Raw genomic sequence first — 26,784 nt, 5'->3', positions numbered from 1 at the left:
TCACTGCAGGACGGTGCACGGTTCTGATCCCTTCGACGGCGGCTGGAGCTGCCTTCCTGTTCTTCTTACACCGCCGCCGCCGTTCAGGTTCCCGATCTTCCGGAGAAGCCGCGGCAGCCTTCCGCGCGACGGCCCGTCGGGACGCCTCGGCAGCGGTCCGGTCCCGCGTGCACAGGAAGCCTTGACCGCCGCCCGCGCGCCCGGTTTGCAGAGACGCCTCGGCAGCCGCCCGCGCGCCCGGTCCGCGGGAGAGCCGGGGCCCCGCTCAGTCCCACGAGCCCCGTGCCGGCGGCAGCGCCGCGATCTCCGCCAGGTCGTACGCCGTGAGCTCCAGCTTCCACGCACCCGCGTTCTCCACCGCCCACTCCGGCCGCTTCGTGCCGGGCACCGGCACCACGTGCCGTCCCTGGGCAAGCACCCAGGCCAGGGCCACCTGCGCCGGGGTGACGGCGCCTCCGTGCCGTGCGGCGACCCGGCGCAGACCCGCCACGACCGGCTGGTTGGCGGCCATCATCTCCGCCGTGAAGCGCGGGTGGCGCGCCCGTACGTCGTCCGGCTCGAAACCCTGCCCCGGGGTGAGCGTGCCCGTCAGGAACCCGTTCCCCAGCGGTGTCGCCGCGAGGAAGCCCACTCCGCGCGCCCCGCACCACGGGAGCAGCCGTCCCAGGGCCTGGGGGGACCACACCGACAGCTCCGCCTGCACCGTGCTCACGGGGAACACCTGCTGCATCCGCTCCAATTGGCGAATCGTTCCCTCGTGCACGTCGGCCCCCGAGCGACGTGACGCCCGCGCGCCGACGGCGCACATCCCGAGCGCCCTCACCTTGCCGGCGCCCACCAGCTCCGCCATCGCGCCCCAGGTCTCCTCCACGGGCACCTCGGGATCGGCGCGGTGGAGCTGGTACAGGTCGATCACGTCGGTCTGGAGCCGCCGCAGCGAGGCGTCGCAAGCACGCTTCACATAGCCGGGCCGCCCGTTGGCGACGATGTGCTGGTCGCCGACGAGCAGGCCCGCCTTCGTCGACACGAAGGCGTCCGCGCGCCGCTCCTTGAGGACCCGGCCGAGCAGCAGCTCGTTGGTGAACGGGCCGTACATGTCGGCCGTGTCCAGCAGGCTCGAACCGGCGTCGAGCGCGCTGTGGACGGTACGCAGCGACCGGTCCCCGCGCTGCTGGGAGCTGCTGTAGGCCCAACTCATCGGCATGCAGCCGAGCCCCACGGCGCCCACCTCGAGGCCCGCCGCACCGATCGCCCTGCGCTCCAACTCCCCGTACCTCTCCCTCGGCCGCCCCCAAACTAACCAATGGGCGCCCGCGGCCTTCGCATAGCCTCCTGACCATGACTGCTGATGTGTGGCTCCCCGTCGCGGCCGACGAGATCGACGGCCTCCCCGCGTCCTCCGCGACGGGCCTGACGTACCGGTTCTGGGACGGCGGACCCGACTACCCCGCCGACCCCGCCGACTGCGCCTTCTACGCCGTCCCGTACATGAGGGGCATGGAGGTGGCCATACGGCCGCTGGCCGCCATGAAGTCCGTACGCGTCGTGCAGACGCTCTCCGCGGGCATCGATCATGTGGAGCCGGGACTCGGCCTGCTGCCCGCCGGTGTGCGGCTGTGCAACGCCAAGGGCGTCCACGAGGCGTCCACGGCCGAGCTCGCTCTCGCGCTCGTCCTCTCCTCGCTGCGCGGCATCCCCGGGTTCGTACGCGGGCAGGACTCGGAGCAGTGGCGGTCCGGCTTCTACCCGTCGCTGGCCGACAAGTCGGTACTCATCGTGGGATACGGGTCCATCGGCGCCGCCGTGGAGGACCGGCTCGCGCCGTTCGAGTGTGCGCGGGTGGCGCGCGTCGCGCGCTCCGCCCGGACAACGGAGCGCGGCGAAGTGCGCGCACTCACCGACCTTCCCGTCCTCTTGCCGGACGCCGATGTCGTGATCCTGTCCACCCCGCTCACAGAACGGACGAAGGGCCTGGTGGGGGCGGACTTCCTGAGGCGGATGAAGGACGGCGCGCTGCTCGTCAACATCGCCCGCGGCCCGGTCGTCGACACAAAGGCGCTGCTCGCGGAGGTGGAAACCGGTCGGATCACCGCCGCTCTCGATGTCACGGATCCCGAGCCGCTGCCCGCCGGGCATCCGCTCTGGCACGCCCCCGGCGTACTGATCAGCCCCCATGTCGGCGGCTCCACCTCGGCGTTCATGCCGCGCGCCAAGCGGCTGCTGGCGGATCAGCTCAGCCGTTTCGCGGCGGGCGAAGCCCTGCGCAATGTCGTCGTGACGACCGGATAACGACCTTCGGGCTGCCCCGTTCGCACACGCTTCGAAGTCACTCGAATGCACCGCGTGCCTTAATCGCCAGAGATCGTCACGCAGAGTAGAGGGGCTATGTCCCTGAGTGACGATATTGGTGTATCGTCCCGACCTGGGGGCTGCACCGTGCGAGGGGTGGTGCTGTGGCGCGAACTGATTGCCGATCAGACGTGAGGGGGGCGACGGGCGATGTACGGCCGATGGACCGACGATCCGACGCGGCAGGGCAGCCGCTGGCGACCCCCGCGCACTGTGCTGCGCGGAGCGACGACTCCGACGGCCGCGCCCCAGGCCTCCGTACCGCCCGCGCCCCCGGGGACGGCGGCGCAACCCCGGACCGCGCGATGAGCGCGCCAGGGGCACTGGCGTTCCGGGACGCGCTGCCGCGCGGCGGCTCGAGAGTGAAGCGCCAGCTCGGCCTGGCCTTCGTCTGCGCCGGCTACGGAGTGGGCGCCGCCTTGGGCTGGGGCTCGGACCGACTGGCTCTGATCATGGGCGACTTCGGGCTCAGCCTGGCCGCCCTGATCGCCGCCGTCTCCTGCCTGCTCTACGCCCGCACGCAGAAGTGCCGCTTCCGTCCCGCGTGGCTGCTGTTCGCGTTCTCCTCCGCCATGGCGGCGGCGGGGAACGCGGTCTGGGGCTGGTACGAGGTGGTGCTCGACCGCACCGTGCCGAGCACGTCCGTGGCCGATCTGTTCTTCCTCTGCTTCGCGCCGCCCGCCATCGTCGGACTCCTGGTCCTGGCCAAACGGCCGGTCTCCAAGGCCGGGTGGGTCTGCCTCGCGCTCGACGCCTGGCTGATCGGCGGCTCGCTGCTCACGCTTTCGTGGAGCCTCGCGCTCGCCCACACCGCGCACGCGCAGGGCGAGAGCGTGGCCCCGGCCGCGCTCGCGCTGGCCTACCCGCTGCTGGACATCGTGCTGGTCAGCATGGTGCTCGCGCTGCACTTCCGCCGCTCTCCGGCCAACCGGTCCGCGGTCAACACCGCGATCGCCGGCCTCGCGCTCACGGTGCTGTGCGACGCCCTTTTCACCTCACCGCTGCTGCGGGAGAGCTACAGCTCCGGCCAACTGCTGGACGCCGGCTGGTTCGCGGGCTCGCTTCTGCTCGCCTACGCCCCCTGGGGAGCACGCACCGGCGAGCCGGCGGGTCCGCCACGGGGCACGAGGAATCCGGTGCGTCCCATAACGAGCTCACTGTCCGCGCTGACCCCGTACCTGGCCGCGGCCGTGTGCACCCTCGGCATCCTCCACAACGTCATCGAGGGGCGCCGGGTCGACCGGGTCGTCGTGTTCACCGGCTGCACCGTCGTCCTCGCCCTCGTCGTACGGCAGGGCATCATGCTCCTGGACAACATCGCCCTCACCCACGAGCTGGCGCAGAAAGAGAACCACTTCCGCTCGCTGGTGCAGGGGTCGAGCGACGTCATCATGATCGCCGCGCCGTCCGGGGTCCTGCGCTACGTCTCGCCCGCGGCCGCCGGCGTCTACGGGCGGGACGCGGAGGAACTGGTCGGCACCGAGCTGGCCACGCTCATCCATCCGGAGGACCTCGGCCGCGTCGTCCACGAACTGCGCCGCTTCCTGGCGGCCGAGCCGTCGGCGGAGCCCACCACTCGCATGGAGTGCCGGTTCCGGTCCGGTTCCGGCGACTGGCTCAACGTGGAATCGACGGTCAGCCGGCATCAGGGCGGCCTGATCTTCAACAGCCGTGACGTCACGGAACGGGTGCGACTGCAGGCCCAGTTACAGCACAACGCGGAGCACGACCCGCTCACCGACCTGCCCAACCGCGCGCTGTTCACCGAGCGGGTCAGAGGCGCCCTGACGGGCCGCAGGGCGGGCGACGAGGGCACCGCCGTGCTCTTCATCGACCTCGACGGCTTCAAGGGCGTCAACGACCGGCTCGGCCACCAGGCGGGCGACGAGCTGCTGATCCAGGCGGCCCGGCGGCTGGCCGATTCCGTACGGGCCGCGGACACGGCCGCCCGGCTCGGCGGCGACGAGTTCGCCGCCCTGATCGTCGGCGACGGCTCCGGGGACAGGTCCGCCCGCGAGTCGCAGGTGCTGGAGATCGCCGACCGGCTGCGGCTGATGCTCTCCCAGCCGTACCGCATCGACGGCGGTGAGGTGCGGGTGGCGGCCTCCATCGGCGTCGCCTTCGCCGAGCCCGCGATGAGCCCCACCGACCTGATGCGCAACGCCGACCTCGCCATGTACCGGGCCAAGGCCGCGGGCAAGGACCGCGTCGAGCTGTACGCGCCCCAGATGCAGGCCGAGGTGGTCCGGCGCACCGAACTGGCCGCCCGGCTGCGCAGCGCCCTGCACGAGGGCGAGTTCGCGCTGCTGCACCAGCCAGTGGTGAGCCTCACCACGGGCCGGATCGCGGCGGTCTCCGCACAGGCCCGCTGGCGCTCCGCGCAGGGCATCCTCTTCACCCCTGCCGAGTTCCTGCGGGTCTCCGACGACGGCGACCGCAGCGCCGAGCTCGGCCGCTGGCTGCTGGAGGAGGCCGTCGGCCAGGCCGCGGAACGCGCCGGCGCCGGCCATCGGACAACGGTGTCGGTGCGACTGCCGGCGCGTCTGCTCCTGGACAGGGCGCTGCCGCTCGGCTCCATCGAGGCCCTGCTCACGCGGCACGGCCTGCCGTCGGGAGCACTCGTCATCGAGCTCGCGGACAGTGACCCGCGGATCTCCTTCGACGAGCTCGAACAGCGGCTGACGGCCCTGCGCAGGATGGGCGTACGGATCGCGCTGGACGGCTTCGGCAGCGGCTACGCGGCGATCAACGCGCTGCGCAGACTTCCCGTGGACGTGCTGAAACTGGACAGGGGCCTGATCGAGGGCGTCGTCGAGTCCGCCAGAGTGCACAAGATCACCAGCGGTCTGCTGCGGATCGCGGGCGACCTCGGCATGCAGTCCGTGGCGGACGGCGTGGACGTGCCGGAGCAGGTGCTGGCGCTGCGTGCCATGGGGTGCACCCACGGCCAGGGCATGGCATTCTCCGGGCCGCTGGACGAGTACCGGCTGCGCCGTGCGCTGGCCAGGGGCGAGTATCCGGTGCCCGACGGGCTGGGGGTGCCGCTGCTGGCCGCGGGCGTCCCGCCTGCACGGAATGGCTCAAATAATGAGACGCGCGTCCCACCCACTTGACAGTGGTAGCGCGCCGGGGGGAGGGTCATTGCCATGCGCACCCGAATTCTCGTACTTGGAAAGCGCGTCGGCTAGCAGAGCCGCACCGACAGCTCTGCAGACACCTCCCGACGCGCTCCCCTCGCTTGCCTCACGGCACGAGGGGTTTTTTGTTGCACCGGCGCCGACAGCAGCCAGATCAGAACCGCATCAAACCTCGCGAAAACCCTCAGCTTCGAGAAGAGAACGCCGATGACCGAGCAGGCCTCCGGGGCCCACCATCCGCAGCCGCGGGCCCGTAACGGCGGACACCAGCCGTCCGCCACCGTCGAACACGTCACGGGTGCGCAGTCCCTCATTCGCTCTCTCGAGGAAGTAGGGGCCGACACGGTGTTCGGCATCCCGGGCGGCGCGATCCTCCCGGCGTACGACCCGATGATGGACTCCTCGAAGGTCCGCCACGTCCTGGTCCGCCACGAGCAGGGCGCGGGCCACGCCGCCACCGGCTACGCGCAGGCCACCGGCAAGGTCGGCGTCTGCATGGCGACCTCCGGTCCCGGCGCCACCAACCTGGTCACCCCGATCGCCGACGCGCACATGGACTCCGTGCCGCTGGTCGCGATCACCGGCCAGGTCGCCAGCAAGGCCATCGGTACGGACGCCTTCCAGGAGGCGGACATCTGCGGCATCACGATGCCGATCACCAAGCACAACTTCCTGGTCACCAAGGCCGACGACATCCCGCGCACCATCGCGGAGGCCTTCCACATCGCGTCCACCGGCCGCCCCGGCCCCGTTCTCGTCGACATCGCCAAGGACGCCCTCCAGGCCAGGACGACCTTCAGCTGGCCGCCGCAGACCGAGCTGCCCGGTTACCGTCCGGTCACCAAGCCGCACGCCAAGCAGATCCGTGAGGCCGCCAAGCTGATCACCGGTGCCAAGCGCCCGGTCCTGTACGTCGGCGGCGGCGTCCTCAAGGCCGGCGCCACCGCCGAGCTGAAGGTGCTCGCCGAGCTCACCGGAGCCCCCGTCACCACCACCCTGATGGCGCTGGGCGCGTTCCCCGACAGCCACCCGCTGCACGTGGGAATGCCGGGCATGCACGGTGCGGTCACCGCCGTCACCGCGCTGCAGAAGGCCGACCTGATCGTCGCCCTCGGAGCCCGTTTCGACGACCGCGTCACCGGCAAGCTGGACAGCTTCGCCCCGTACGCCAAGATCGTCCACGCCGACATCGACCCGGCGGAGATCGGCAAGAACCGCGCCGCCGACGTCCCGATCGTCGGGGACGCCCGCGAGGTCATCGCCGACATGGTCCAGGCCGTCCAGGCCGAGCACAGCACCGGCAACACCGGCGACTACACCGCCTGGTGGAAGGACCTCAACCGCTGGCGCGAGACCTACCCGCTGGGCTACGAGCAGCCGGGTGACGGCAGCCTCGCACCGCAGCAGGTCATCCAGCGCATCGGCGAACTCGCCCCGGAGGGCACGATCTTCGCCGCCGGCGTCGGCCAGCACCAGATGTGGGCCGCCCACTTCATCGACTACGAGCAGCCCGCCACCTGGCTGAATTCGGGCGGCGCGGGGACGATGGGCTACGCGGTTCCCGCGGCGATGGGCGCCAAGGCCGGAGCTCCGGACCGCACGGTCTGGGCGATCGACGGCGACGGCTGCTTCCAGATGACCAACCAGGAACTCACCACCTGCACTCTGAACAACATCCCGATCAAGGTCGCGATCATCAACAACGGCGCCCTCGGGATGGTCCGCCAGTGGCAGACCCTGTTCTACAACCAGCGCTACTCCAACACGGTGCTGCACTCCGGCCCCGAGGCCACCGGCCTGGAGAAGAGCGCCGGCACCCGCGTCCCGGACTTCGTCAAGCTGTCGGAGGCCATGGGCTGTTACGCGATCCGTTGCGAGTCGCCCGACGACCTCGACAAGGTCATCGCCGAGGCCAACGCGATCAACGACCGCCCGGTCGTCATCGACTTCATCGTCCACGAGGACGCCCAGGTGTGGCCCATGGTCGCCGCAGGCACCTCCAACGACGAGGTCATGGCCGCCCGGGGCGTCCGCCCCGACTTCGGCGACAACGAAGACGACTGAGAGCCGCAGGAAGAGCTGTAGGAAGAGGAACGACGCACATGTCCAAGCACACGCTCTCCGTCCTGGTGGAGAACACGCCCGGCATCCTGGCCAGGATCGCCGCCCTGTTCTCCCGCCGCGGCTTCAACATCGACTCGCTCGCCGTCGGTGTCACCGAGCACCCCGACATCTCCCGCATCACCATCGTGGTCCAGGTCGAGGATCTGCCGCTCGAGCAGGTGACCAAGCAGCTCAACAAGCTCGTCAACGTCCTGAAGATCGTCGAACTCGAGCCCGGTGGCGCCATCCAGCGCGAGCTCGTGCTGGTGAAGGTCCGCGCGGACAACGAGACCCGCTCGCAGATCGTCGAGATCGTCCAGCTGTTCCGCGCCAAGACGGTCGACGTGTCGCCCGAGGCCGTCACCATCGAGGCCACCGGTTCGAGTGACAAGCTGGAAGCGATGCTGAAGATGCTGGAGCAGTTCGGCATCAAGGAACTCGTCCAGTCCGGCACGATCGCCATAGGGCGGGGCGCCCGTTCCATCACGGACCGGTCGCTGCGCGCCCTGGACCGCAGCGCCTGACTCCCCTTCTCGCCTGGCGAGACCCCGAAACCTCCCCGTCCTCTCCCGCCGTACGGTGGGACGCAACACCAGCACTCCAAGGAGATATCCCAGTGGCCGAGCTGTTCTACGACGACGATGCCGACCTGTCCATCATCCAGAACCGCAAGGTCGCGGTCATCGGCTACGGCAGCCAGGGTCACGCCCACGCGCTGTCGCTGCGTGACTCGGGTGTCGACGTCCGTGTCGGTCTGCACGAGGGCTCCAGGTCCAAGGCCAAGGCCGAGGAGCAGGGCCTGCGCGTCGTGACGCCCGCCGAGGCCGCCGCCGAGGCCGACGTCATCATGATCCTGATCCCGGACCCGATCCAGGCTCAGGTCTACGAGGAGTCCGTCAAGGACAACCTGAAGGACGGCGACGCGCTGTTCTTCGCCCACGGCTTCAACGTCCGCTTCGGCTTCATCAAGGCCCCGGCCGGCGTCGACGTCGCCCTGGTCGCCCCGAAGGGCCCGGGCCACCTGGTGCGCCGCCAGTACGAAGAGGGCCGCGGCGTTCCGGCGATCGCCGCCGTCGAGCAGGACGCCACCGGCAACGCCTTCGCGTTGGCCCTCTCGTACGCCAAGGCCATCGGCGGCACCCGCGCCGGCGTCATCAAGACGACCTTCACCGAGGAGACCGAGACCGACCTGTTCGGTGAGCAGGCCGTGCTCTGCGGTGGTGCCTCCGCACTGGTCAAGGCGGGCTTCGAGACGCTGACCGAGGCCGGCTACCAGCCGGAGATCGCCTACTTCGAGTGCCTCCACGAGCTGAAGCTGATCGTGGACCTCATGTACGAGGGCGGCCTCGAGAAGATGCGCTGGTCGGTCTCCGAGACCGCCGAGTGGGGCGACTACATCACCGGCCCGCGGATCATCACGGACCAGACCAAGGCCGAGATGAAGAAGGTCCTCGCCGAGATCCAGGACGGCACTTTCGCCAAGAACTGGATGGACGAGTACCACGGCGGTCTGAAGAAGTACAACGAGTACAAGACCCAGGACTCCGAGCACCTGCTCGAGACCACGGGCAAGGAGCTGCGCAAGCTCATGAGCTGGGTCGACAACGACGAGGCGTGAGCCCTCGGGCGAGGGGGCCGGTTCCCGGTCCCCTCGCCTCCGCCACTTCGTCCATCCACGGACGAGTGATCCTGCCAACGAGGCGCAAGACGCACCGTGCGGCACCACTACACTGCTCAACAACACCATCGCGTCAGGCCCACAGTGTCGTGCGTCTTCCACGCGGCTTGCCCCCTCCACCGCCTGCGGCCGTCGGGACGGCCGTCCGCACTGCATCTGTGAGGACTCACGTGAGCTCGAAACCTGTCGTACTCATCGCTGAAGAGCTGTCGCCCGCCACCGTCGACGCGCTGGGCCCGGACTTCGAGATCCGGCACTGCAACGGCGCCGACCGCGCGGAGCTCATCCCCGCCATCGCCGACGTCGACGCGATCCTGGTCCGCTCCGCCACGAAGGTCGACGCCGAGGCCATCGCCGCCGCCAAGAAGCTGCGTGTCGTCGCCCGCGCGGGCGTCGGTCTGGACAACGTCGACGTGTCCGCCGCCACCAAGGCCGGCGTGATGGTCGTCAACGCCCCGACGTCCAACATCGTCACCGCCGCCGAGCTCGCCTGTGGCCTGCTCGTCGCCACCGCGCGCAACATCCCCAGGCCAACACCGCGCTGAAGAACGGCGAGTGGAAGCGCTCGAAGTACACCGGCGTCGAGCTGAGCGAGAAGACCCTCGGCGTCGTCGGCCTCGGCCGCATCGGTGTCCTGGTCGCCCAGCGCATGTCCGCGTTCGGCATGAAGATCGTCGCGTACGACCCCTACGTGCAGCCGGCCCGCGCCGCGCAGATGGGCGTCAAGCTGCTGTCCCTCGACGAGCTGCTCGAGGTCTCCGACTTCATCACCGTCCACCTGCCGAAGACTCCCGAGACGCTCGGGCTGATCGGTGACGAGGCGCTGCACAAGGTCAAGCCGGCCGTCCGCATCGTCAACGCCGCGCGCGGCGGTATCGTCGACGAGCAGGCGCTGTACACGGCGCTCAAGGAGGGCCGCGTCGCCGGCGCCGGCCTCGACGTGTACGCCAAGGAGCCCTGCACCGACTCGCCGCTCTTCGAGCTCGACCAGGTCGTGTGCACCCCGCACCTCGGCGCCTCCACGGACGAGGCCCAGGAGAAGGCCGGCATCGCCGTCGCCCGCTCGGTGCGCCTCGCCCTCGCCGGCGAGCTCGTACCGGACGCGGTCAACGTCCAGGGCGGCGTGATCGCCGAGGACGTGCGCCCCGGCCTGCCGCTCGCCGAGAAGCTCGGCCGCATCTTCACCGCCCTCGCGGGCGAGGTCGCGGTCCGCCTCGACGTCGAGGTCTACGGCGAGATCACCCAGCACGACGTCAAGGTGCTCGAACTGTCCGCGCTCAAGGGCGTGTTCGAGGACGTCGTCGACGAGACCGTCAGCTACGTCAACGCGCCGCTGTTCGCGCAGGAGCGCGGTGTCGAGGTCCGCCTGACGACGAGCTCGGAGTCCCCCGACCACCGCAACGTCGTCACCGTGCGCGGCACGCTCTCCGGCGGCGAGGAGGTCGCGGTCTCCGGAACACTGGCCGGCCCCAAGCACCTCCAGAAGATCGTCGCGATCGGCGAGCACGACGTGGACCTGGCGCTCGCCGATCACATGGCCGTCCTGCGCTACGAGGACCGCCCGGGCGTTGTCGGCACCGTGGGCCGGATCCTCGGCGAGGCCGGTCTCAACATCGCCGGCATGCAGGTGTCGCGGGCGGAGGAGGGCGGCGAGGCGCTCGTCGTCCTGACCGTCGACGACACGGTGCCGCCGGCGGTGCTGGCGGAGATCTCGGACGAGATCGGCGCGACGTCGGCGCGGTCGGTGAACCTGGTGGACTGATCCGCCGTTTCGCGTCTCGACGCGGCGGAGCCCGACGCACGGCGAAGGGGCCCGGGTCTCCCGGGCCCCTTCGCCGTGCGCGGGCGGGTGCGTGTCGCCTGCGGCGGGGCGTGTTCCCCGCCTTCCCGGACCGGGAAGGGCCTCGGGCCCGTCCCGCGCTGCGGGCCCCGGTACCGCGCTGCGGGCCCGGTACCGCCCTGTGGGCCCGGTACCGCCCTGTGGGCCCGGTACCGCGCTGCGGACCGTACCTTGCTGCGGGCCCCGGTTCCGCGCTGCGGACCGTACCGCGCTGCGGACCGTACCTCGCTGCGAACCCGTACCGCCCTGCGGGCCCGGTCCCGTACTGCGGGCCGTACCGCCCTGCGGGCCCGGTCCCGTACTGCGGGCCGTACCGCCCTGCGGGCCCGGTCCCGTACTGCGGGCCGTACCGCCCTGGGGGCCCCGGTCCCGGTCTGCGGACCGTACCGCCCCGCAGACCCGGTACGCCGCCGGCGGACGGTACCGCCCGCCGGCGGCGTACCGCGCTTCGCGCGGTGGCCTCGATCGCCGGGCGGGCCGGACATGCCGCTGCGCGGCATTCAGCCCTGCCGGCGGCCCCGGCGTTGCCGGGCGACTTCAGCCCCGCTGGGGGCACTCCCACGGCCGCCAGGCCGTAGGGGAAGATTGAGGTGCGGGCGCCCGGGGGCAGAGCCCCCGAAACACCGCGCGGAGCGCGGTGCCGGGTCCGGGCGGAGCCCGGTTCCGGGAAGGGGCGGGTAGGGGAACACGCCCCGCGCAGCGGCTACCGCACCAACTCGCCCCGCGCCGCCGCTCCCTCCTCCGCGCCGCCCCCGGCGCCCCGCACGCCCCGTCGCATCAGCACCGCGCACCCCGCGCCGGCCACCACCAGCACCGCCCCGCCGATCGCCGCGCCGTGCATCCCGTGCACGAACGCGTCACGCGCCGTCGCGAGAAGTTCCGCCCCGGCGGGGCCGCCCAGTTCCGAGGCGACGGCGCTCGCGCCGCCGAGGGTCTCGCGGGCGGTGTCCAGGGCCTCCGGCGACAGGCCCGCGGGGGCCGAGGCGGTGATGTCCCTGCGGTAGACCGCTGCGCCGATGCTGCCCAGTACGGCCATGCCCAGCGCGCCGCCGAATTCCTGTCCCGTCTCGAGCAGCGACGCCGCCGATCCGGCCTTCTCGGGCGGTGCCGCGGCGAGTGCCAGGTCGGAGACGAGCGCCATCACGGTGACGATGCCGCAGCCGATGACGGCGGCGCCGCCGAGCACGATCCACAGCGAGTCGGTGCCGGACAGCAGCAGCAGGACGAACCCGGCCGCCGCGATCAGGAAGCCGGCGGCGATCACCCTGGCACGGTCGGTCCTGGCGGCGATCGTGCCGGCCACCGGGGCGGCGACGCCGACGGCGAGCGAGGGCGCGGTGCTCCACAGCGCGGCCTCCAGCGGCCCCATGCCGAGCACGGACTGCAGGTACTGCGTGGTGAAGTAGGCGGAGCCCATCATGGCGAACATGGCGACGGTGTTGAGGGCGACGCCCGGGCCGAAGCCGCGCGCCCGGAAAAGCTCCCTGCCGATCATCGCGTCGTCGCGGACCCGCTGCCGCCGTACGAAGACGTATCCGATCGCGAGGCCGACCGTGATGCTCATCGCCGGGACCATGCCGTAGCCGTTCGCGGCGATCTCCTTGAGCCCGTGGACGACGGGCAGTACGGCGCCCATCGACAGCGGCACGCTCAGCAGGTCGAAGCGGCCGGGGGCCGGGTCCTTGAACTCCGGTACCAGGACCGGCACCAGGACCAGCAGGAGCACCATGGCGGGCACGTTGACGAGGAAGACCGAGCCCCACCAGAAGTGGTCCAGCATCACGCCGCCCATCACGGAGCCGAGCGCGATGCCGCCCGCCATGCACCCGGACCAGATGCCGATCGCCTTGGTGCGCTGCTTGCCGTCGCGGAACAAGTTCCGCACCAGGGCCATGGTCGAGGGCATCAGGGTCGCGCCGCCGATGCCGAGCAACGCCCGCGCGACGATGAGCATCTCGGCGTTCTGCGCGTACGCGGCGCCGATCGAGGCGACGCCGAACGCGACCGCCCCGGCGAGGAGGAGCCTGCGGCGGCCGATGCGGTCGCCGAGCGACCCCATGGTCATCAGCAGCCCGGCGAGGGCGAAGGCGTAGATGTCGAAGATCCACAGCTGCTGTGTGCCGCTCGGGTCCAGCTCGAGGCTGATGGCGGGGATCGCGAAGTAGAGGACGGAGACGTCCATGGAGACCAGGAGGAGCGGGAGCAGAAGGACGACGAAGGCGGTCCATTCGCGGCGGCCGGCAAGGGGCGCGGTGGCACTCGGTGAGGTCATGCGCAGCAATGTACGGGCGTACTAAACGACTGTCTAGAACGCTTGTTTAAAACATGCGTATAGAACGCTCGTATGGCATGCCGCTACGCTGCCCGTCATGGGACATCGCGAGGATCTGCTCGAGGGCGCCAAGCGCTGCCTGGTGGAAAAGGGCTTCGTGCGCACCACGGCGCGGGACATCGTCAGGGAGTCGGGGACCAACCTGGCCTCGATCGGGTACCACTACGGCTCGAAGGACGCGCTGCTGGCGGAGGCGTACGTCGCCCTGGTCGAGGGCGTCGCCGACCACTTCGACGCCACGGAGGAGGCGACCACGGGGACGCCCCCCGGTTCGACGGACCGCTTCCAGGAGGTCTGGAGCAACATCATCGCCACCATGTCCGGCCCGGACTCCCTGTGGCACCTGAGCATGGAGATCGTCGTCATGGGCGATCAACTGCCCGCCGTGCGCGACCATCTGGCCCGGGCCCAGCGTGAAGGCGCTCGGGGCATCATCCCCATGTTCATGGGTGGTGCGGAGGCCGACGTCGCCGAGGAGGACGTCGACACGCTCGGGAAGTTCTACATGACACTGATGATGGGGCTCATCGCGCAGTGGTCGTTCGACCCGGCGACCGCGACCCGCGCGGATGAACTCGCCGAGGGGCTGCGGCGGGTCATGAAGGCGGCCGGCGGGACGTCGTGACCCGCTTACAGCCGGGCGCTCTTGAGGGCCATGTGCAGCAGGAGCCGGTGTTCGCCGTCGTCGAGGTCCAGACCGGTGAGCTGCTCGACGCGGCCGAGCCGGTAGTAGAGCGTCTGGCGGTGGATCCCCAGCGCCGTGGCCGTGCGCCCGGCCTGGCCGGCGCAGTCGAGGAAAACCTCCGCGGTGCGGGCCAGTTCGCGGTGCGAGGGGTGCAGCAGTTCGCCCACCGCGGGATCCTCCGCGGCCTCCGCGGGCAGAGCGGTCAGCAGGCGGTACGGGCCGATGTCCGACCATCGGGCGACGGGCCCGAGCCGTGTCTGTGCCCGCGCGGCCCGGGCGGCGGCAGCCGCCTCGTGCCAGGCGCGCCCCAGGGCGGCGAGTCCGCGCAGCGGTGTCGCCACGCCGGCGGCCGCCTCGCCGCCGCCCGCCGTGTCCACCAGGCGGGACGCCGCCGAGATCGCGGGGGAGAGGCTGTCCGCGGAACGGAGCCGTACGAGCGCGGCCACTGCACCGGCCGGACCGCCGGGTGCCTCGCCGGAGGTCTCCGGTAGCACGGGACGCCCACCGCCGGACCGTACGGGCAGGGGCACCGTGCAGAGGGCGGAGGCCCCGGGGAGCGAACGCACGGACGGGGCGTCGCCCGCGGTCCACGGCGTCACGCACACCAGCGTGTGCAGCCCCTCCGCATCGGTGCCCAGCCCGGTGGCCAGCTCGGCCACCGCCATGTCGTACTGCCAGCCCCGTTCCGCCGCCAGCACGGCCCGCAGCTCCCGGGAGAGGTCCGCGCCGACCCGTTCCTCGTCCGCGAGGAGGGTGCCGATCCGGTCGGCGACCTCCATCGCGGCGGACAGCTGGGCGGCCGACGGCCCCGGCTCCGCGTCGAGCAGCCACACGTACCCGAGGGCGACGCCGCGGTGGCGCACGGGCAGACAGATCCGGTCGCGGTAGACGCCCGCGTCCGGGGCGGCGGGGATACGGACCGGGCCGGTGGCGCGGGTGATGCCGAAGCCCTCGAACCAGGCGCGCACCGCCGGGGTCGACCGTCGGGTCAGGATCGAGCGGGTGCGGACCGGATCCAGGGTGGTCTCGTCGAAGGCGCTGTCGCTGTCGTGGGCGCCGAAGGCGATCAGGCCGAAGTCCCGGTTCTCCAGCGTCGCGGGCATGGCCAGCAGTGCGGAGATCTCGTCGACGAGGTCCTGGTAGTCGCCCTTCACGCCGCCATTCTCGCACCCTTCAGACATATGTCTGAGATCCGGGACACGGATGCGTGACAGCTGTCGATGGCCCGGCGTCCGCGCCATCCTTAGGTTCAGGGTGGTTCTTCGTGCCGTTTCCTCAAGCTTTCGGTCTCGGCCACTTCAACACCTGTTCCGTGGAGGTGCCCCGTGCTGGGTCCCGTGATCCTCGCCGCTTCGCGCAGCGACAAGATGCGCCGCTTCGTGTCGGCCGCCCCGGGGACCAAGCAGGTCGTCGCCCGGTTCATCGCCGGTGAGACGGTCGAGCAGGTCGTTCCGGTCGTCAAGGAGGCCGTGGCCAAGGGCCTCGAGGTCACCCTCGACGTCGTCGGCGAGGACATCACCACCCGCGAGCAGGCCGCCGCCGCCCGCGACGCCTACCTCGAGCTGATCGAACAGCTCGCGGGTCTGGGCCTCGGCACCAAGGCCGAGATGTCGGTCAAACTGTCGATGTTCGGCCAGTCCCTCGAGGGCGGCCACGAGCTGGCCCTCGCCAACGTCCGACCGGTCGTCGAGGCCGCCGCCGCCATCGGCACCACGGTTACGCTGGATGCCGAGGACCACACCACCCTCGACTCGATGTTTGCCATCCACGAGGAGCTCCGCAAGGACTTCCCGCAGACCGGCTGCGTGATCCAGGCCTACCTGTTCCGCACCGAGGACGACGCCCGCCGCCTCTCCGAGGCCGGCAGTCGGGTCCGCATCGTGAAGGGCGCGTACAAGGAGCCCGCCTCCGTCGCGTACCAGGACAAGGCCGAGATCGACAAGGCGTACGTCCGCGTCCTGAAGATCCTGATGGAGGGCGACGGCTACCCGATGATCGGGTCGCACGACCCGCGTCTGATCGCCATCACCCAGGAGCTGGCGCGCAGCGCCGGGCGCAAGCTCGACGACTACGAGTTCCAGATGCTGTACGGCATCCGCGGTGACGAGCACGTCCGCCTCGCGGCGGAGGGCCACCGGATGCGGGTCTACACCGCCTACGGCACCGACTGGTACGGCTACTTCATGCGCCGCCTGGCGGAAAAGCCGGCCAACCTGCTCTTCTTCCTCCGCTCGATGATCACCAAGGGCTGAGCCCTCCCACCCCTCGCTAAGGAGCAACGGAACCCATGGACGCTGTGACCCAGGTCCCCGCCCCGGTCAACGAGCCGGTGCACGGCTACGCCCCCGGTTCGCCCGAGCGCGCCCGCCTCGAGGCCAAGCTCAAGGAGCTGGCCGAGAACCCGATCGAGCTGCCGATGACCATCGGCGGCGTGAAGCGGATGGGCGGCGGCGAGCGTGTCGACGTCGTACAGCCGCACAACCACAAGGCCGTCATCGGCACCTTCGCCGGCGCCACCCGGCAGGACGCGCAGGACGCGATCGACGCCGCCCTCGACGCCGCTCCCGCCTGGCGCGCGATGTCCTTCGACGACCGTGCCGCGATCATCCTGCGCGCCGCCGAGCTGCTGGCCGGCCCGTGGCGCGAGACGATGGCCGCCTCCACCATGCTCGGCCAGTCGAAGACCGCCCAGCAGGCCGAGATCGACACCCCCTGCGAGCTCGTCGACTTCTGGCGCTTCAACGTCAAGTACGCGCGTGACCTGCTCGCCGAGCAGCCCCCGGCCAACTCGCCGGGTGTGTGGAACCGTCTGGACCACCGCCCGCTCGAGGGCTTCGTCTACGCGATCACCCCGTTCAACTTCACCGCCATCGCCGGCAACCTGCCGACCGCGCCCGCGCTCATGGGCAATGTCGTCGTCTGGAAGCCGTCCCCGACGCAGACCCACGCCGCCGTGCTGCTGATGCAGCTGCTGGAGGAGGCCGGTCTGCCCAAGGGCGTCATCAACCTGGTGACCGGCGACGGCATCGCCGTCTCCGAGGTGGCCCTCGAGCACCCGATGCTCGCCGGTATCCACTTCACCGGCTCGACCAAGACCTTCCAGCACCTGTGGAAGACGGTCGGCAACAACATCGAGAAGTACCGGTCCTACCCGCGCATCGTCGGTGAGACGGGCGGCAAGGACTTCGTCGTCGCGCACCCCAGCGCCGACCGCGCGGTGCTGAAGACCGCGCTGACCCGCGGCTCCTTCGAGTTCCAGGGCCAGAAGTGCTCCGCTTCCTCGCGCGCCTACGTCCCGGCCTCGATCTGGAACTCCGGCTTCAAGGAGGAGTTCGCGGCCGAGGTCGACGCCATCAAGATGGGTGACGTCACCGACCTGTCGAACTTCATCGGCGCCGTGATCGACGAGCGCGCCTTCGCCAAGAACAAGGCCGCCATCGACCGCGCGACGTCGGACCCGTCCTGCACGGTCGTCGCGGGCGGCAGCTACGACGACTCGGTCGGCTACTTCGTCCGCCCGACCGTCATCGAGTGCTCCGACGCCGCCAACGAGGTCTTCACGACCGAGTACTTCGGCCCGATCCTCGCCGTCCACGTCTACGAGGACGACAAGTACGAGGAGATGCTGGAGCAGATGGAGTCGGTGTCGGCGTACGCGCTGACCGGCTCGATCATCGCCGGTGACCGGGCCGCGGCGGCCCACGCGATGGAGAAGCTCCGCTACGCGGCGGGCAACTTCTACATCAACGACAAGTCGACCGGCGCCGTCGTCGGCCAGCAGCCCTTCGGTGGCGGCCGCGCCTCCGGCACCAACGACAAGGCCGGCGCCCCGCAGAACCTGATGCGCTGGACGCTGACCCGTGCCATCAAGGAGACGCTGGTCCCGCCGACCGACTACTCCTACCCGCACATGGGCTGACCTTCCGGTCGCCCCCCCGAGGCTCCGCCCCCGTCCCGGCCCCCACGCCGGAACGGGGGCGGTTTCCATGTGGCCCCGCCGCACGCCCTGTCGACTTGGCCCGGTCCTGTTCAGAACCGGCGCCTGCGCGCCATCGCGAACGAGAAGACACCGAACAGCACCAGCCCCGCGGCGACGATCACCAACAGCCAGGGCCCCGCGGGAGTTTCGGCGAAGGACCTCAGGGTGTCGTCGAACCCCTTCGCCCTTTCCGGTTCGTAGGTGAGCGCCGCGAGCACGACGAACACGCCGACCGCCGCGAACAGCACCCCGCGTGCCACACCGCCCGCGACGCCCGTCACGTCGATCAGCCGCCGGGTCCGGCGCGTCATGCCGCCCTGCTTCAGGTGCTTGCGGTACTTGCGCAGCGCGGCGCGCACGGCGACCCAGGCACCGGCGACGACGATGCCGGCACCGGCCAGACCGACGATCCACCGGCCCCCGGGCAGCTCCAGCGTCCTGGCCGTCACGTCCTGCGACTGCCGGTCGCTCGAGCCGCTGCCGCTGCCGCTCTCACCCGCGGCGAACGCGAGGACGGAGTAGGCGACGAACCCGTAGAAGACGCAGCGGCCCGCGGACAGCAGCCGCTTGTGCGTCTTGTGCCCGTCGGCTCCCGCGGCGCCGAAGAGCGCTTCGGAGAGCCGCCACAGTGCCATGCCGGTCAGCCCGGCACCCAGCGCCCACAACAGCGCGGAGCCGAACGGCTGTTCCGACAGCTGGGTGAGCGCGCCGCCGCGGTCCGCCTGGCGGCCGGTGCCGCCGAAGGCGATGTGCAGAGCCAGCGCTCCGACGAGCAGGTAGATCACCCCGCGTGCCACGAACCCCCAGCGCGCGGCGGCTTCGACGACGGAACCGTTCGCCGCCCGGCGGGCGCGGGCCCGCCCTGGGAGCGTCGATGTGCGTGCGTTCATGGGCCACCTCCGGTACGCGGATGCCCTGGCGGTTCTCCCGGAAACGGGACGGCGGGCGCGACGCGTGGTGACGACGGCTCAGTTTGCGGGCGCCGAGGGCGGATACCCGAACGGCATGGCTGAGACCGAGAAGAAGACGACCCAGGCACGTACGACGACGAAGAAGACGGCCGCCGCCGCACAGGGACGGGCCCGGTCGGCCGCCGAGGCGCCGGCGAAGGCGTCGTCCAAGGCGCAGGACACCGCCCGCCGCACCGGCGAGGTGGCGCAGGGCATCGGCGGTGCGGCCACGGAGAAGGCACTGACGGCGGCCAGGACGGTCCAGCAGGCGGCCTCCACCGCGGCCGGCGCGACGGTCGGCAAGGCAGGCGTCGTGTGGACGCTCGTGAAGGCACGCAAGGCGATCGTGGCAGGAGCCGGGACGGGCGTAGCCACCGCGGTGGCCGGTTCGTACGCGCTCGGACGCCGTGCGGGCCTCAAGCAGCGCGGCCCGCTGTCCCGCCTCACCGGCGGCAGGCTCTGACCGACCGCGGGGCCCCCGGCCCTGAGGCACGTCCCTCCTGCTCCGGACGGGTGCCGGGTGCTGTGCCGTCGCCCTGCGCCGGAAGGGATCACGCGCCAGTGATCACCACCACGCAGGGAGACACATCGACGGGCGCGGCGGGGACGACACGGTGTTCGGCGACAACCGCGACCGGAGCGGTGTGTCGGCCGGCGCCGTGGGCGGCTCCGACCGCACCGACGCCGGGGCCGGGAACGACACCCTCTTGGGCGGCCCCGGCAGGGATCTGCTCGACGGCGGCACCGGCACGGACGACTGCGGTGGCGAGGCCGGGGCGGACTTCGAGACCGACTGCGAAATCTGAGGCCGGTACACCCCGGGCCCGCGCCGGGACGCCGACTCCCGCCGCGGGCGCGCTGTCGTCCCGGAAACATGATCGCGTCTCAGATAGTAGGAAGTCCGAGTAATTGTGGAGACAGAGCGGCCCGGCTGACCTAGCTTTGTAGGAGCCGAACGTCTCGCTCGATCCAGCGAATGGCGGTTCCGAGTCCGCGCCCCCAGGCAGGCAACCCCTGCGGCGCGCTCCCCGCCCCTTCCGGCGCCTCGAAATCTCTTCTGATCTCAAGGAGTCGATCATCATGTCCGCTGCGACCGCCCGCCGAGTCCGTCACGCCTCCCGTACCAGCGAGTCCGACCGTAAGAACGCCGCCGCCGCCCTGCAGCGCGCCCTCGACCGCCGGGACAACGGCGGCTCCACCGGTCACTGAACCACGATCATCCGCGTCCATATGGTGGACGTGCCATGTCATTGGATGGGACGCGGAGTAGGGTGCCGACATGTCTCGCAGCATCAATCTCGCAGTTGTCCCCGGTGACGGCATCGGCCAGGAGGTCGTGGCGCAGGGCCTGAAGGTCCTTGCCGCGATCCTTCCTCAGGATGTGAAGCTGGAGACCAAGGAGTACGACCTCGGCGCCCAGCGCTGGCACCGCACCGGGGAGACCCTCCCGGACGCGGAGCTCGACTCCCTCAAGAACCACGACGCGATCCTCCTCGGCGCCATCGGCGACCCGTCGGTGCCCTCCGGTGTGCTGGAGCGCGGTCTGCTGCTGAAGCTGCGGTTCGCCTTCGACCACTACGTGAACCTGCGTCCGTCGAAGCTGTTCCCCAACACCGCCACCCCGCTGGCCGGTCGCCCCGACATCGACTTCGTCGTCGTGCGCGAGGGCACTGAGGGCCCGTACACGGGCAACGGCGGTTCCCTGCGCACCGGTACGCCCGCCGAGGTCGCCACCGAGGTCAGCCTCAACACGGCCTACGGCGTGGAGCGTGTCGTCCGCGATGCCTACGAGCGGGCCGACTCCCGTCCCCGCAAGAAGCTGACGCTCGTCCACAAGAACAACGTGCTCGTCTACGCAGGGCACATGTGGAAGAACATCTTCGACAAGGTCGGCCAGGAGTACCCCGAGGTCACCACCGACTATCTGCACGTCGACGCCGCGACGATCTTCTTCGTCACCCAGCCGGAGCGCTTCGACGTCATCGTCACCGACAACCTCTTCGGCGACATCCTGACCGACCTCGCCGCTGCCGTGACCGGCGGCATCGGCCTGGCCGCGTCCGGCAACATCAACCCGACCGGCGAATTCCCGTCGATGTTCGAGCCCGTCCACGGCTCGGCGCCCGACATCGCCGGCCAGGGGAAGGCCGACCCGACCGCCACGATCCTGTCGGTCGCCCTTCTGCTGCGCCACCTCGGTCACGAGTCCGAGGCGGTCCGCATCGAGGAGGCCGTGGCCGCCGACCTGGCGGAGCGTGCGCCGGGCACGACCCGCACCACGGACCAGATCGGCGACGCGCTCGCGGTACGAGTAGCGAGCTGACCCGGGACATCAGACTTCCGGGGGCGTCCCCCGGACACCCCAGAAGCCGCCGGGTCGCATTCTCCACCGCGCCCGGCGGCTTTTCCTGTGCGGCCCCCGGGTGCCACCATCAGAACCTGGGCCGTACTCACGCCGTTCCCTGCACGGATCCCCACGGGCGATAATCGGACGTGGGCCGTGTCGCACGGCGATGCTCGGATGTCCAAGCAGTGGGCGTGAGCGCGGTCCGTCACAACAACCGGTGAAGGACACTGCACTCATGACGACGCCCACGATCGAGCTCAAGCCTTCCTCGCACCCGCTGTCCGACGCGGAGCGCGAGGCGATCCTGGCCAATCCGGGATTCGGCCGCCACTTCACCGACCACATGGTGATGATCAGGTGGACGGAGGGGCGTGGCTGGCACGACGGTGAGCTCGTTCCTTACGGGCCGCTGTCGATGGACCCGGCCAACATGACCCTGCACTACGCGCAGGAGATCTTCGAGGGTCTCAAGGCGTACCGCCGCCCCGACGGCTCCGTGGCCACTTTCCGTCCCGAGGCCAACGCCGAGCGCTTCCAGCGTTCCGCCCGCCGTCTGGCGATGCCCGAGCTGCCGGTCGACACGTTCATCGCCGCCTGCGACGCGCTGGTCCAGCAGGACAAGGCGTGGGTCCCCGCGCACGGCGGCGAGGCGTCCCTCTACCTCCGCCCGTTCATGATCGCGAGTGAGGTCGGTCTGGGTGTGAAGCCCGCCAACGAGTACCTCTTCCTGGTCATCGCCTCCCCGGCCGGCGCGTACTTCCCCGGCGGCGTCAAGCCCGTCTCGATCTGGCTCTCCGAGGACCGGGTCCGCGCCGTCCCCGGCGGCATGGGTGACGCCAAGACCGGCGGCAACTACGCCGCGTCCCTGCTCGCCCAGGCCGAGGCCGCGCAGAAGGGCTGCGACCAGGTCGCCTACCTCGACGCCGTGGAGCACCGCTGGGTCGAGGAACTCGGCGGCATGAACCTGTACTTCGTGTACGAGACCGGCCCCGGCCAGGACCTGAAGATCGTCACGCCCGAGCTCACCGGCTCGCTGCTCGCCGGCATCACCCGCGACTCGCTCCTCACCCTGGCCAAGGACCTCGGCTACGGGTCGGAGGAGGGCCGCATCTCCATCGAGCAGTGGCAGGCGGACAGCGAGAACGGCACGCTCAAGGAGGTCTTCGCCTGCGGCACGGCCGCGGTGATCACCCCGGTCGGCCGGGTGAAGTCCGCGCGCGGCGAGTGGACGCAGTCCGGCGGACAGCCGGGCGAGGTCACCATGCGGCTGCGCAAGGCGCTTCTCGACATCCAGACGGGCTCCGGCGAGGACGTCCACGGCTGGATGCACGAGCTCGGCTGACGCCCCCGTCACCGCGACGGCCCGCACCGGCTCCGGCCGGGGCGGGCCGTCGCGTTCATGCGGACGTCGCGATCACGAGGTCGCCGTCTCCGCGACCGGCGCCGGCGCGGCGGCGGGGGCTGCTCCTGTCCACAGCGCCGCGTACGTCACGCCTCCCACCAGACCCGACAGGACGAAGCTGCAGTCGATGCCACCGGTGAGGCCGAGCAGCGGTCCCTCGTAGAGCGGTGTGGAGACCGCCGCCAGCCCCACGGCGGCGCCCAGCGCCCAGGACAGGGTGGCGCGCAGGTTCCAGCCGGACCGGAACCAGTAGACGCCGCCTCGTGCACGGCGGTTGTAGACCTGGAGGGCCTCCGCGTCGTACACGCCCGCGCAGCGGACGTGCGCCATCAGCGTGATCACCGCCCACGGGGCGCCCACCGCGGTGAGCAGCAGCACGAACGACGTCATGGCCGACCGCGCGTCCCAGCCGAAGTGGCCGGCGAACACGAACGCCGTGGCCACGACGGCCACCACAAGCGTGGCCCGGGTGCGGGTGGCGCGCGGCAGGATCGCGTCGAGGTCGAGCCCCATCGAGTACAGCATCAGTCCCGCGTTGCCGACCGAACCCGCCGCGGCGGTGATCAGCAGCGGGACGAGGTACCAGGCAGGGGACGCGGCGACGAGCGGGCCGGCGTAGTCGGCTCCGGCCCGCGCGGCCAGTGCCGTGTACGTACCGAAGAGCTGCGGGATCAGGAGCCCGGCCGTCAGCCCGGCGCAGGTGGCGCCGAGCACGCGGCGCGGGCGGTGGCGCAACGGGGAGATGTAGCGGGTGTAGTCACCGAGCAGGGTGATGAACGCGATCGGTCCGCTGAGTCCGGCGGCCACCGCCGACAGCACCCACGTCGGCCAGAACGACCCCAGCAGGTACGGGGTGTCCGGCGGCGCCGCCGTGGTGAGGTCCGGGGAGTACGCGACGATCCCGAGCAGCAGGAGTGCGGTCATGCCCACGGCCAGGACCTTGCTGAGACGCAGCAGCAGCCGGTAGCCGTACACGGCGCCGACGACGGTGCAGGCGGCGAGCAGTGCGTAGACGATGGTGTGGGCGAGGCCGCCGGTGGGCAGGCCGGCGAGGCGTGCCAGCGTGCCGATCACCACGTCGCCGCCGATCCACAGGGTCAGTGCCGTGTAGCCGAGCGAGAGCAGCAGACCGACGACGGATCCCACGAGCCGGCCGCGGACACCGAAGGCCGCGCCGCTGGACGTCGACAGATTGGTCGCCGTGCGCAGCGATACGAGGGCCAGCGGGGCGGTGACGGCCACGCCCACGACGGTGCCGGCGACGACCGAGGTGACGGACGGCCACAGTCCGAGGCCGAACGAGACCGGGAGCCAGCCGAAGACGATCACCCCCAGGCAGAGGTTCGACCCGAGCAGGATCGAGACGAGATCGCGAGGAGAGCTGGTGCGCTCCTCCTCGGGGACGGTGTCGACTCCGCGCTGCTCCACCGGCATGGGCTGTCCCTCACCTTCACAGTTTGAGTGACGTTCAAATTGAATGCTGCTCAATGTGAGGCATGCCGTGTACCAAGTCGATGCATCCTTCGGTGGGTGCCCTTGTTAGAGTGGCACTCAAAGATGGAGGTGTGGTGACATGCGACTGACCCCGACCGAGCGCGACCGGCTGCTGCTCTTCGGCGCCGCCGAGCTGGCGCGGGCACGCAGGGCCCGCGGTCTGCGGCTCAACGTCCCGGAGGCCACCGCGCTCATCGCGGACACGGTCTGCGAGGCGGCCCGCGACGGTCGCCGGCTCGCGGAGGCCATCGAGGCCGCCCGCTCGGTCCTCGGCCCCGACGACGTCCTCCCCGGCGTCGCCGACGTGGTGGGAGAGGTCCATGTGGAGGCCGTCTTCGACGACGGGTCCCGGCTGGCCGTCGTCTCCGATCCCATCGGTGGCGGACAGGGCGGGAACGGGATCGCCCCCGGAGCGCTGCTTCCCGCCCCGCCCCACGACGAGACACCGCCCGCCGTGCGGCTGACGGTGCGCAACACCGCCACCGTGCCCGTCAGCGTCACCTCGCACTTCCACTTCTTCGAGGCCAACCCGCGCCTGCGCTTCGACCGGGCCGCGGCCTACGGCATGCGGCTCGCCGTCCCCGCGGGCTCGTCGGTCCGCTTCGACGCGGGCGGTGACGTGGAGGTGGGACTGCTGCCCATCGGCGGAGACCGGATCGCGATCGGCTTCGCCGGCCTGGTCGACGGACCGCTCGACGCGCCCGGCGCGAAGGAAGAAGCCCTGCGCAGGGCGGCGGCCTGCGGCTACCTCGGAGCGGAGGAGAACTGATGGACCCGTACGAGTACGCATCCGTGCACGGACCCCGCGCCGGGGACCGGGTCGTCCTCGGCGACTCCGGCCTCGTCGTACGGGTCGAGTCCGACGCACAGAAGCCCGGCGACGAGTTCCTGGCCGGTTTCGGCAAGACGGCACGCGACGGACTGCACCTCAAGGCCGCCGCCGTCCGGGAGACCTGCGACGTCGTCATCAGCAACGTCCTGGTGGTCGACGCCGTGCTGGGCATCCGGAAGGTCTCCGTCGGCATCCGCGAGGGCCGCATCCACGCCATCGGCCGGGCCGGCAACCCGGACACCCTCGACGGCGTCGACGTCGTCGTCGGCACCGGAACCTCGATCGTCTCCGGTGAGGGGCTCATCGCCACCGCGGGCGCCGTCGACACCCATGTCCACCTGCTCTCGCCCCGCATCATGGAGGCCTCCCTCGCCTCCGGGGTCACCACCGTCATCGGCCAGGAGTTCGGCCCCGTGTGGGGCGTGGGCGTCAACTCGCCCTGGGCGCTTCGGCACGCCTTCGGCGCCTTCGACGCCTGGCCCGTCAACATCGGCTTCCTCGCCCGCGGTTCGTCCTCCGACCCGGCACCGCTCGTCGAGGCGCTCGCAGAGGGCGGCGCGTCCGGCTTCAAGGTCCACGAGGACATGGGCGCCCACACCCGCGCCCTCGACACCGCGCTGCGGGTCGCCGAGGAGCACGACGTACAGGTCGCCCTGCACAGCGACGGACTGAACGAGTGCCTGTCCGTCGAGGACACCCTGCGGGTGCTCGACGGACGGACGATCCACGCCTTCCACATCGAGGGCTGCGGCGGAGGGCACGTACCGAACGTGCTCAAGATGGCGGGCGTGCCGAACGTCATCGGCTCGTCCACCAACCCGACCCTGCCTTTCGGCCGGGACGCCGTCGCCGAGCACTACGGCATGATCGTCTCCGTCCACGACCTCAAGACCGACCTGCCGGGCGACGCGGCGATGGCCCGCGACCGGATCCGCGCCGGGACGATGGGCGCCGAGGACGTCCTGCACGACCTCGGGGCGATCGGCATCACGTCGTCGGACGCGCAGGGCATGGGACGCGCGGGGGAGACCGTACGCCGTACGTTCGCCATGGCCGGCAAGATGAAGGCCGAACGAGGGCCCCTGGACGGCGACGGAGCGCACGACGACAACGCGCGCGTCCTGCGCTACATGGCCAAGCTGACCATCAATCCCGCCCTCGCGCACGGACTCGCCCACGAGATCGGCTCCATCGAGCCCGGCAAGATGGCCGACATCGTGCTGTGGCGGCCCGAGTTCTTCGGAGCCAAGCCCCAACTGGTGCTGAAGTCGGGGTTCCCCGCGTACGGCGTCGTCGGCGACCCGAACGCGGCGACGGACACCTGCGAACCGCTCGTCCTCGGACCGCAGTTCGGTGCCTACGGGGCGACCCCGGCCGACATCTCGGTGGCGTTCGTCGCTCAGGCGGCCGTGGACCTCGGCTCCGACCTGATGCCCACCCGCCGGCGCCGCGTCGCCGTGCGCGGCACCCGCGGCATCGGCCCGGGTGACCTGCTGCTCAACTCCCGGCTGGGGGACGTCTCGGTGGACGGACACAGCGGACTGGTCACTCTCGACGGTGACCCGCTGCGCTCGAGTCCGGCCGAGTCCGTCTCGCTGAACCGTCTCTACTTTCTCTGAGCTCCACCCTTCGAGCCCCTCCTTCAAGCCAACGACG

20 protein-coding genes and 1 pseudogene are annotated in these 26,784 nt (G+C 71.0%); 16 read left to right on the top strand and 5 right to left on the bottom strand.

Translation table 11 applies throughout. From position 1 onward, the window contains the following. Positions 1-265: 265 nt before the first annotated feature. Positions 266-1,264, bottom strand: a complete 999-nt coding sequence (locus tag GLX30_RS11095) for an aldo/keto reductase (protein WP_159686754.1) — start codon at positions 1,262-1,264, stop codon at positions 266-268. Positions 1,265-1,338: 74 nt separating this feature from the next. Here GLX30_RS11095 and GLX30_RS11090 point away from each other — a divergent pair, with 74 nt between their 5' ends. The 6 genes and pseudogenes from GLX30_RS11090 to serA all read left to right on the top strand — a co-directional run bounded on the left by GLX30_RS11090 (position 1,339) and on the right by serA (position 11,029). After that, positions 1,339-2,289, top strand: coding sequence for a 2-hydroxyacid dehydrogenase (locus tag GLX30_RS11090; protein ID WP_159686751.1), 951 nt, complete (start codon positions 1,339-1,341; stop codon positions 2,287-2,289). A 365-nt stretch (positions 2,290-2,654) separates the two neighbouring features. Then, the gene (locus GLX30_RS11085) at positions 2,655-5,462 is read left to right on the top strand and encodes an EAL domain-containing protein (RefSeq protein WP_167306909.1); all 2,808 of its coding nucleotides are present in this window, start codon (positions 2,655-2,657) and stop codon (positions 5,460-5,462) included. A gap of 231 nt (positions 5,463-5,693) precedes the next feature. Then, positions 5,694-7,550, top strand: coding sequence for an acetolactate synthase large subunit (locus GLX30_RS11080; RefSeq protein ID WP_159686743.1), 1,857 nt, complete (start codon positions 5,694-5,696; stop codon positions 7,548-7,550). Positions 7,551-7,588: 38 nt separating this feature from the next. After that, on the top strand, positions 7,589-8,113 hold the full coding sequence (ilvN, locus tag GLX30_RS11075) for an acetolactate synthase small subunit (protein WP_159686740.1): 525 nt from the start codon (positions 7,589-7,591) through the stop codon (positions 8,111-8,113). A 92-nt stretch (positions 8,114-8,205) separates the two neighbouring features. Further along, positions 8,206-9,207 carry a ketol-acid reductoisomerase gene (ilvC, locus tag GLX30_RS11070; RefSeq protein ID WP_159686737.1) on the top strand — a complete coding sequence of 334 codons (1,002 nt, stop codon included), beginning with the start codon at positions 8,206-8,208 and terminating at the stop codon, positions 9,205-9,207. 230 nt (positions 9,208-9,437) lie between these two features. After that, positions 9,438-11,029, top strand: a pseudogene (serA, locus tag GLX30_RS11065) (phosphoglycerate dehydrogenase). 781 nt (positions 11,030-11,810) lie between these two features. Here the strand turns inward: serA and GLX30_RS11060 are convergent. After that, on the bottom strand, positions 11,811-13,379 hold the full coding sequence (locus GLX30_RS11060) for an MFS transporter (RefSeq protein WP_159686734.1): 1,569 nt from the start codon (positions 13,377-13,379) through the stop codon (positions 11,811-11,813). Positions 13,380-13,476: 97 nt separating this feature from the next. Here GLX30_RS11060 and GLX30_RS11055 point away from each other — a divergent pair, with 97 nt between their 5' ends. Then, on the top strand, positions 13,477-14,064 hold the full coding sequence (locus GLX30_RS11055) for a TetR/AcrR family transcriptional regulator (RefSeq protein WP_159686731.1): 588 nt from the start codon (positions 13,477-13,479) through the stop codon (positions 14,062-14,064). A gap of 5 nt (positions 14,065-14,069) precedes the next feature. Here GLX30_RS11055 and GLX30_RS11050 read toward each other — a convergent pair whose 3' ends face one another. Then, positions 14,070-15,278 (bottom strand): helix-turn-helix domain-containing protein, encoded by a 1,209-nt coding sequence (locus tag GLX30_RS11050; RefSeq protein ID WP_159686728.1) that lies wholly within the window; start codon positions 15,276-15,278, stop codon positions 14,070-14,072. Positions 15,279-15,449: 171 nt separating this feature from the next. On the opposite strand from GLX30_RS11050, the gene GLX30_RS11045 reads away from it, so the two are divergent. Both GLX30_RS11045 and pruA read left to right on the top strand, forming a co-directional pair. Then, positions 15,450-16,376, top strand: coding sequence for a proline dehydrogenase family protein (locus GLX30_RS11045; protein WP_159686725.1), 927 nt, complete (start codon positions 15,450-15,452; stop codon positions 16,374-16,376). Positions 16,377-16,411: 35 nt separating this feature from the next. Beyond that, positions 16,412-18,043, top strand: coding sequence for an L-glutamate gamma-semialdehyde dehydrogenase (gene pruA, locus GLX30_RS11040; protein ID WP_159686722.1), 1,632 nt, complete (start codon positions 16,412-16,414; stop codon positions 18,041-18,043). Positions 18,044-18,153: 110 nt separating this feature from the next. Here the strand turns inward: pruA and GLX30_RS11035 are convergent, their stop codons facing one another. Then, complete coding sequence (locus GLX30_RS11035; RefSeq protein ID WP_159686720.1) at positions 18,154-18,993, bottom strand: DUF1206 domain-containing protein; 840 nt, start codon at positions 18,991-18,993, stop codon at positions 18,154-18,156. 115 nt (positions 18,994-19,108) lie between these two features. Between GLX30_RS11035 and GLX30_RS11030 the strand changes: the two genes are divergently transcribed. From GLX30_RS11030 to GLX30_RS11015, 5 genes are all read left to right on the top strand, one after another. Beyond that, entirely contained in the window at positions 19,109-19,516 is a 408-nt protein-coding gene (locus GLX30_RS11030; RefSeq protein WP_159686717.1) for a hypothetical protein, read from the top strand. Between the two features lie 151 nt (positions 19,517-19,667). Next, positions 19,668-19,859: a hypothetical protein gene (locus tag GLX30_RS34635; RefSeq protein ID WP_208545399.1), complete on the top strand. Its 192-nt coding sequence runs from the start codon at positions 19,668-19,670 to the stop codon at positions 19,857-19,859. Between the two features lie 274 nt (positions 19,860-20,133). After that, entirely contained in the window at positions 20,134-20,262 is a 129-nt protein-coding gene (locus tag GLX30_RS35885) for a hypothetical protein (RefSeq protein WP_268247338.1), read from the top strand. Between the two features lie 70 nt (positions 20,263-20,332). Beyond that, the gene (locus GLX30_RS11020) at positions 20,333-21,376 is read left to right on the top strand and encodes a 3-isopropylmalate dehydrogenase (RefSeq protein WP_159686715.1); all 1,044 of its coding nucleotides are present in this window, start codon (positions 20,333-20,335) and stop codon (positions 21,374-21,376) included. 259 nt (positions 21,377-21,635) lie between these two features. Next, the gene (locus GLX30_RS11015; RefSeq protein ID WP_159686712.1) at positions 21,636-22,742 is read left to right on the top strand and encodes a branched-chain amino acid aminotransferase; all 1,107 of its coding nucleotides are present in this window, start codon (positions 21,636-21,638) and stop codon (positions 22,740-22,742) included. A 72-nt stretch (positions 22,743-22,814) separates the two neighbouring features. On the opposite strand, the gene GLX30_RS11010 is transcribed toward GLX30_RS11015, so the two are convergent. Beyond that, positions 22,815-24,236, bottom strand: coding sequence for a cytosine permease (locus GLX30_RS11010; protein WP_159686709.1), 1,422 nt, complete (start codon positions 24,234-24,236; stop codon positions 22,815-22,817). Positions 24,237-24,375: 139 nt separating this feature from the next. On the opposite strand from GLX30_RS11010, the gene ureA reads away from it, so the two are divergent. Together ureA and GLX30_RS11000 are read left to right on the top strand one after the other, a co-directional pair. Then, the gene (gene ureA / locus GLX30_RS11005) at positions 24,376-25,065 is read left to right on the top strand and encodes an urease subunit gamma (protein ID WP_159686707.1); all 690 of its coding nucleotides are present in this window, start codon (positions 24,376-24,378) and stop codon (positions 25,063-25,065) included. After that, entirely contained in the window at positions 25,065-26,747 is a 1,683-nt protein-coding gene (locus GLX30_RS11000) for an urease subunit alpha (RefSeq protein ID WP_159686704.1), read from the top strand. Before ureA ends, GLX30_RS11000 begins: the two co-directional genes overlap by 1 nt. The last annotated feature ends 37 nt before the right edge of the window (positions 26,748-26,784 follow it).

It is taken from the genome of Streptomyces sp. Tu 2975, from assembly GCF_009832925.1.
Classification (GTDB): Bacteria; Actinomycetota; Actinomycetes; order Streptomycetales; family Streptomycetaceae; genus Streptomyces.
The sequence above is the reverse complement of the archived record's forward strand: the minus strand, read 5'-3'. Positions and strand labels throughout refer to the sequence as shown.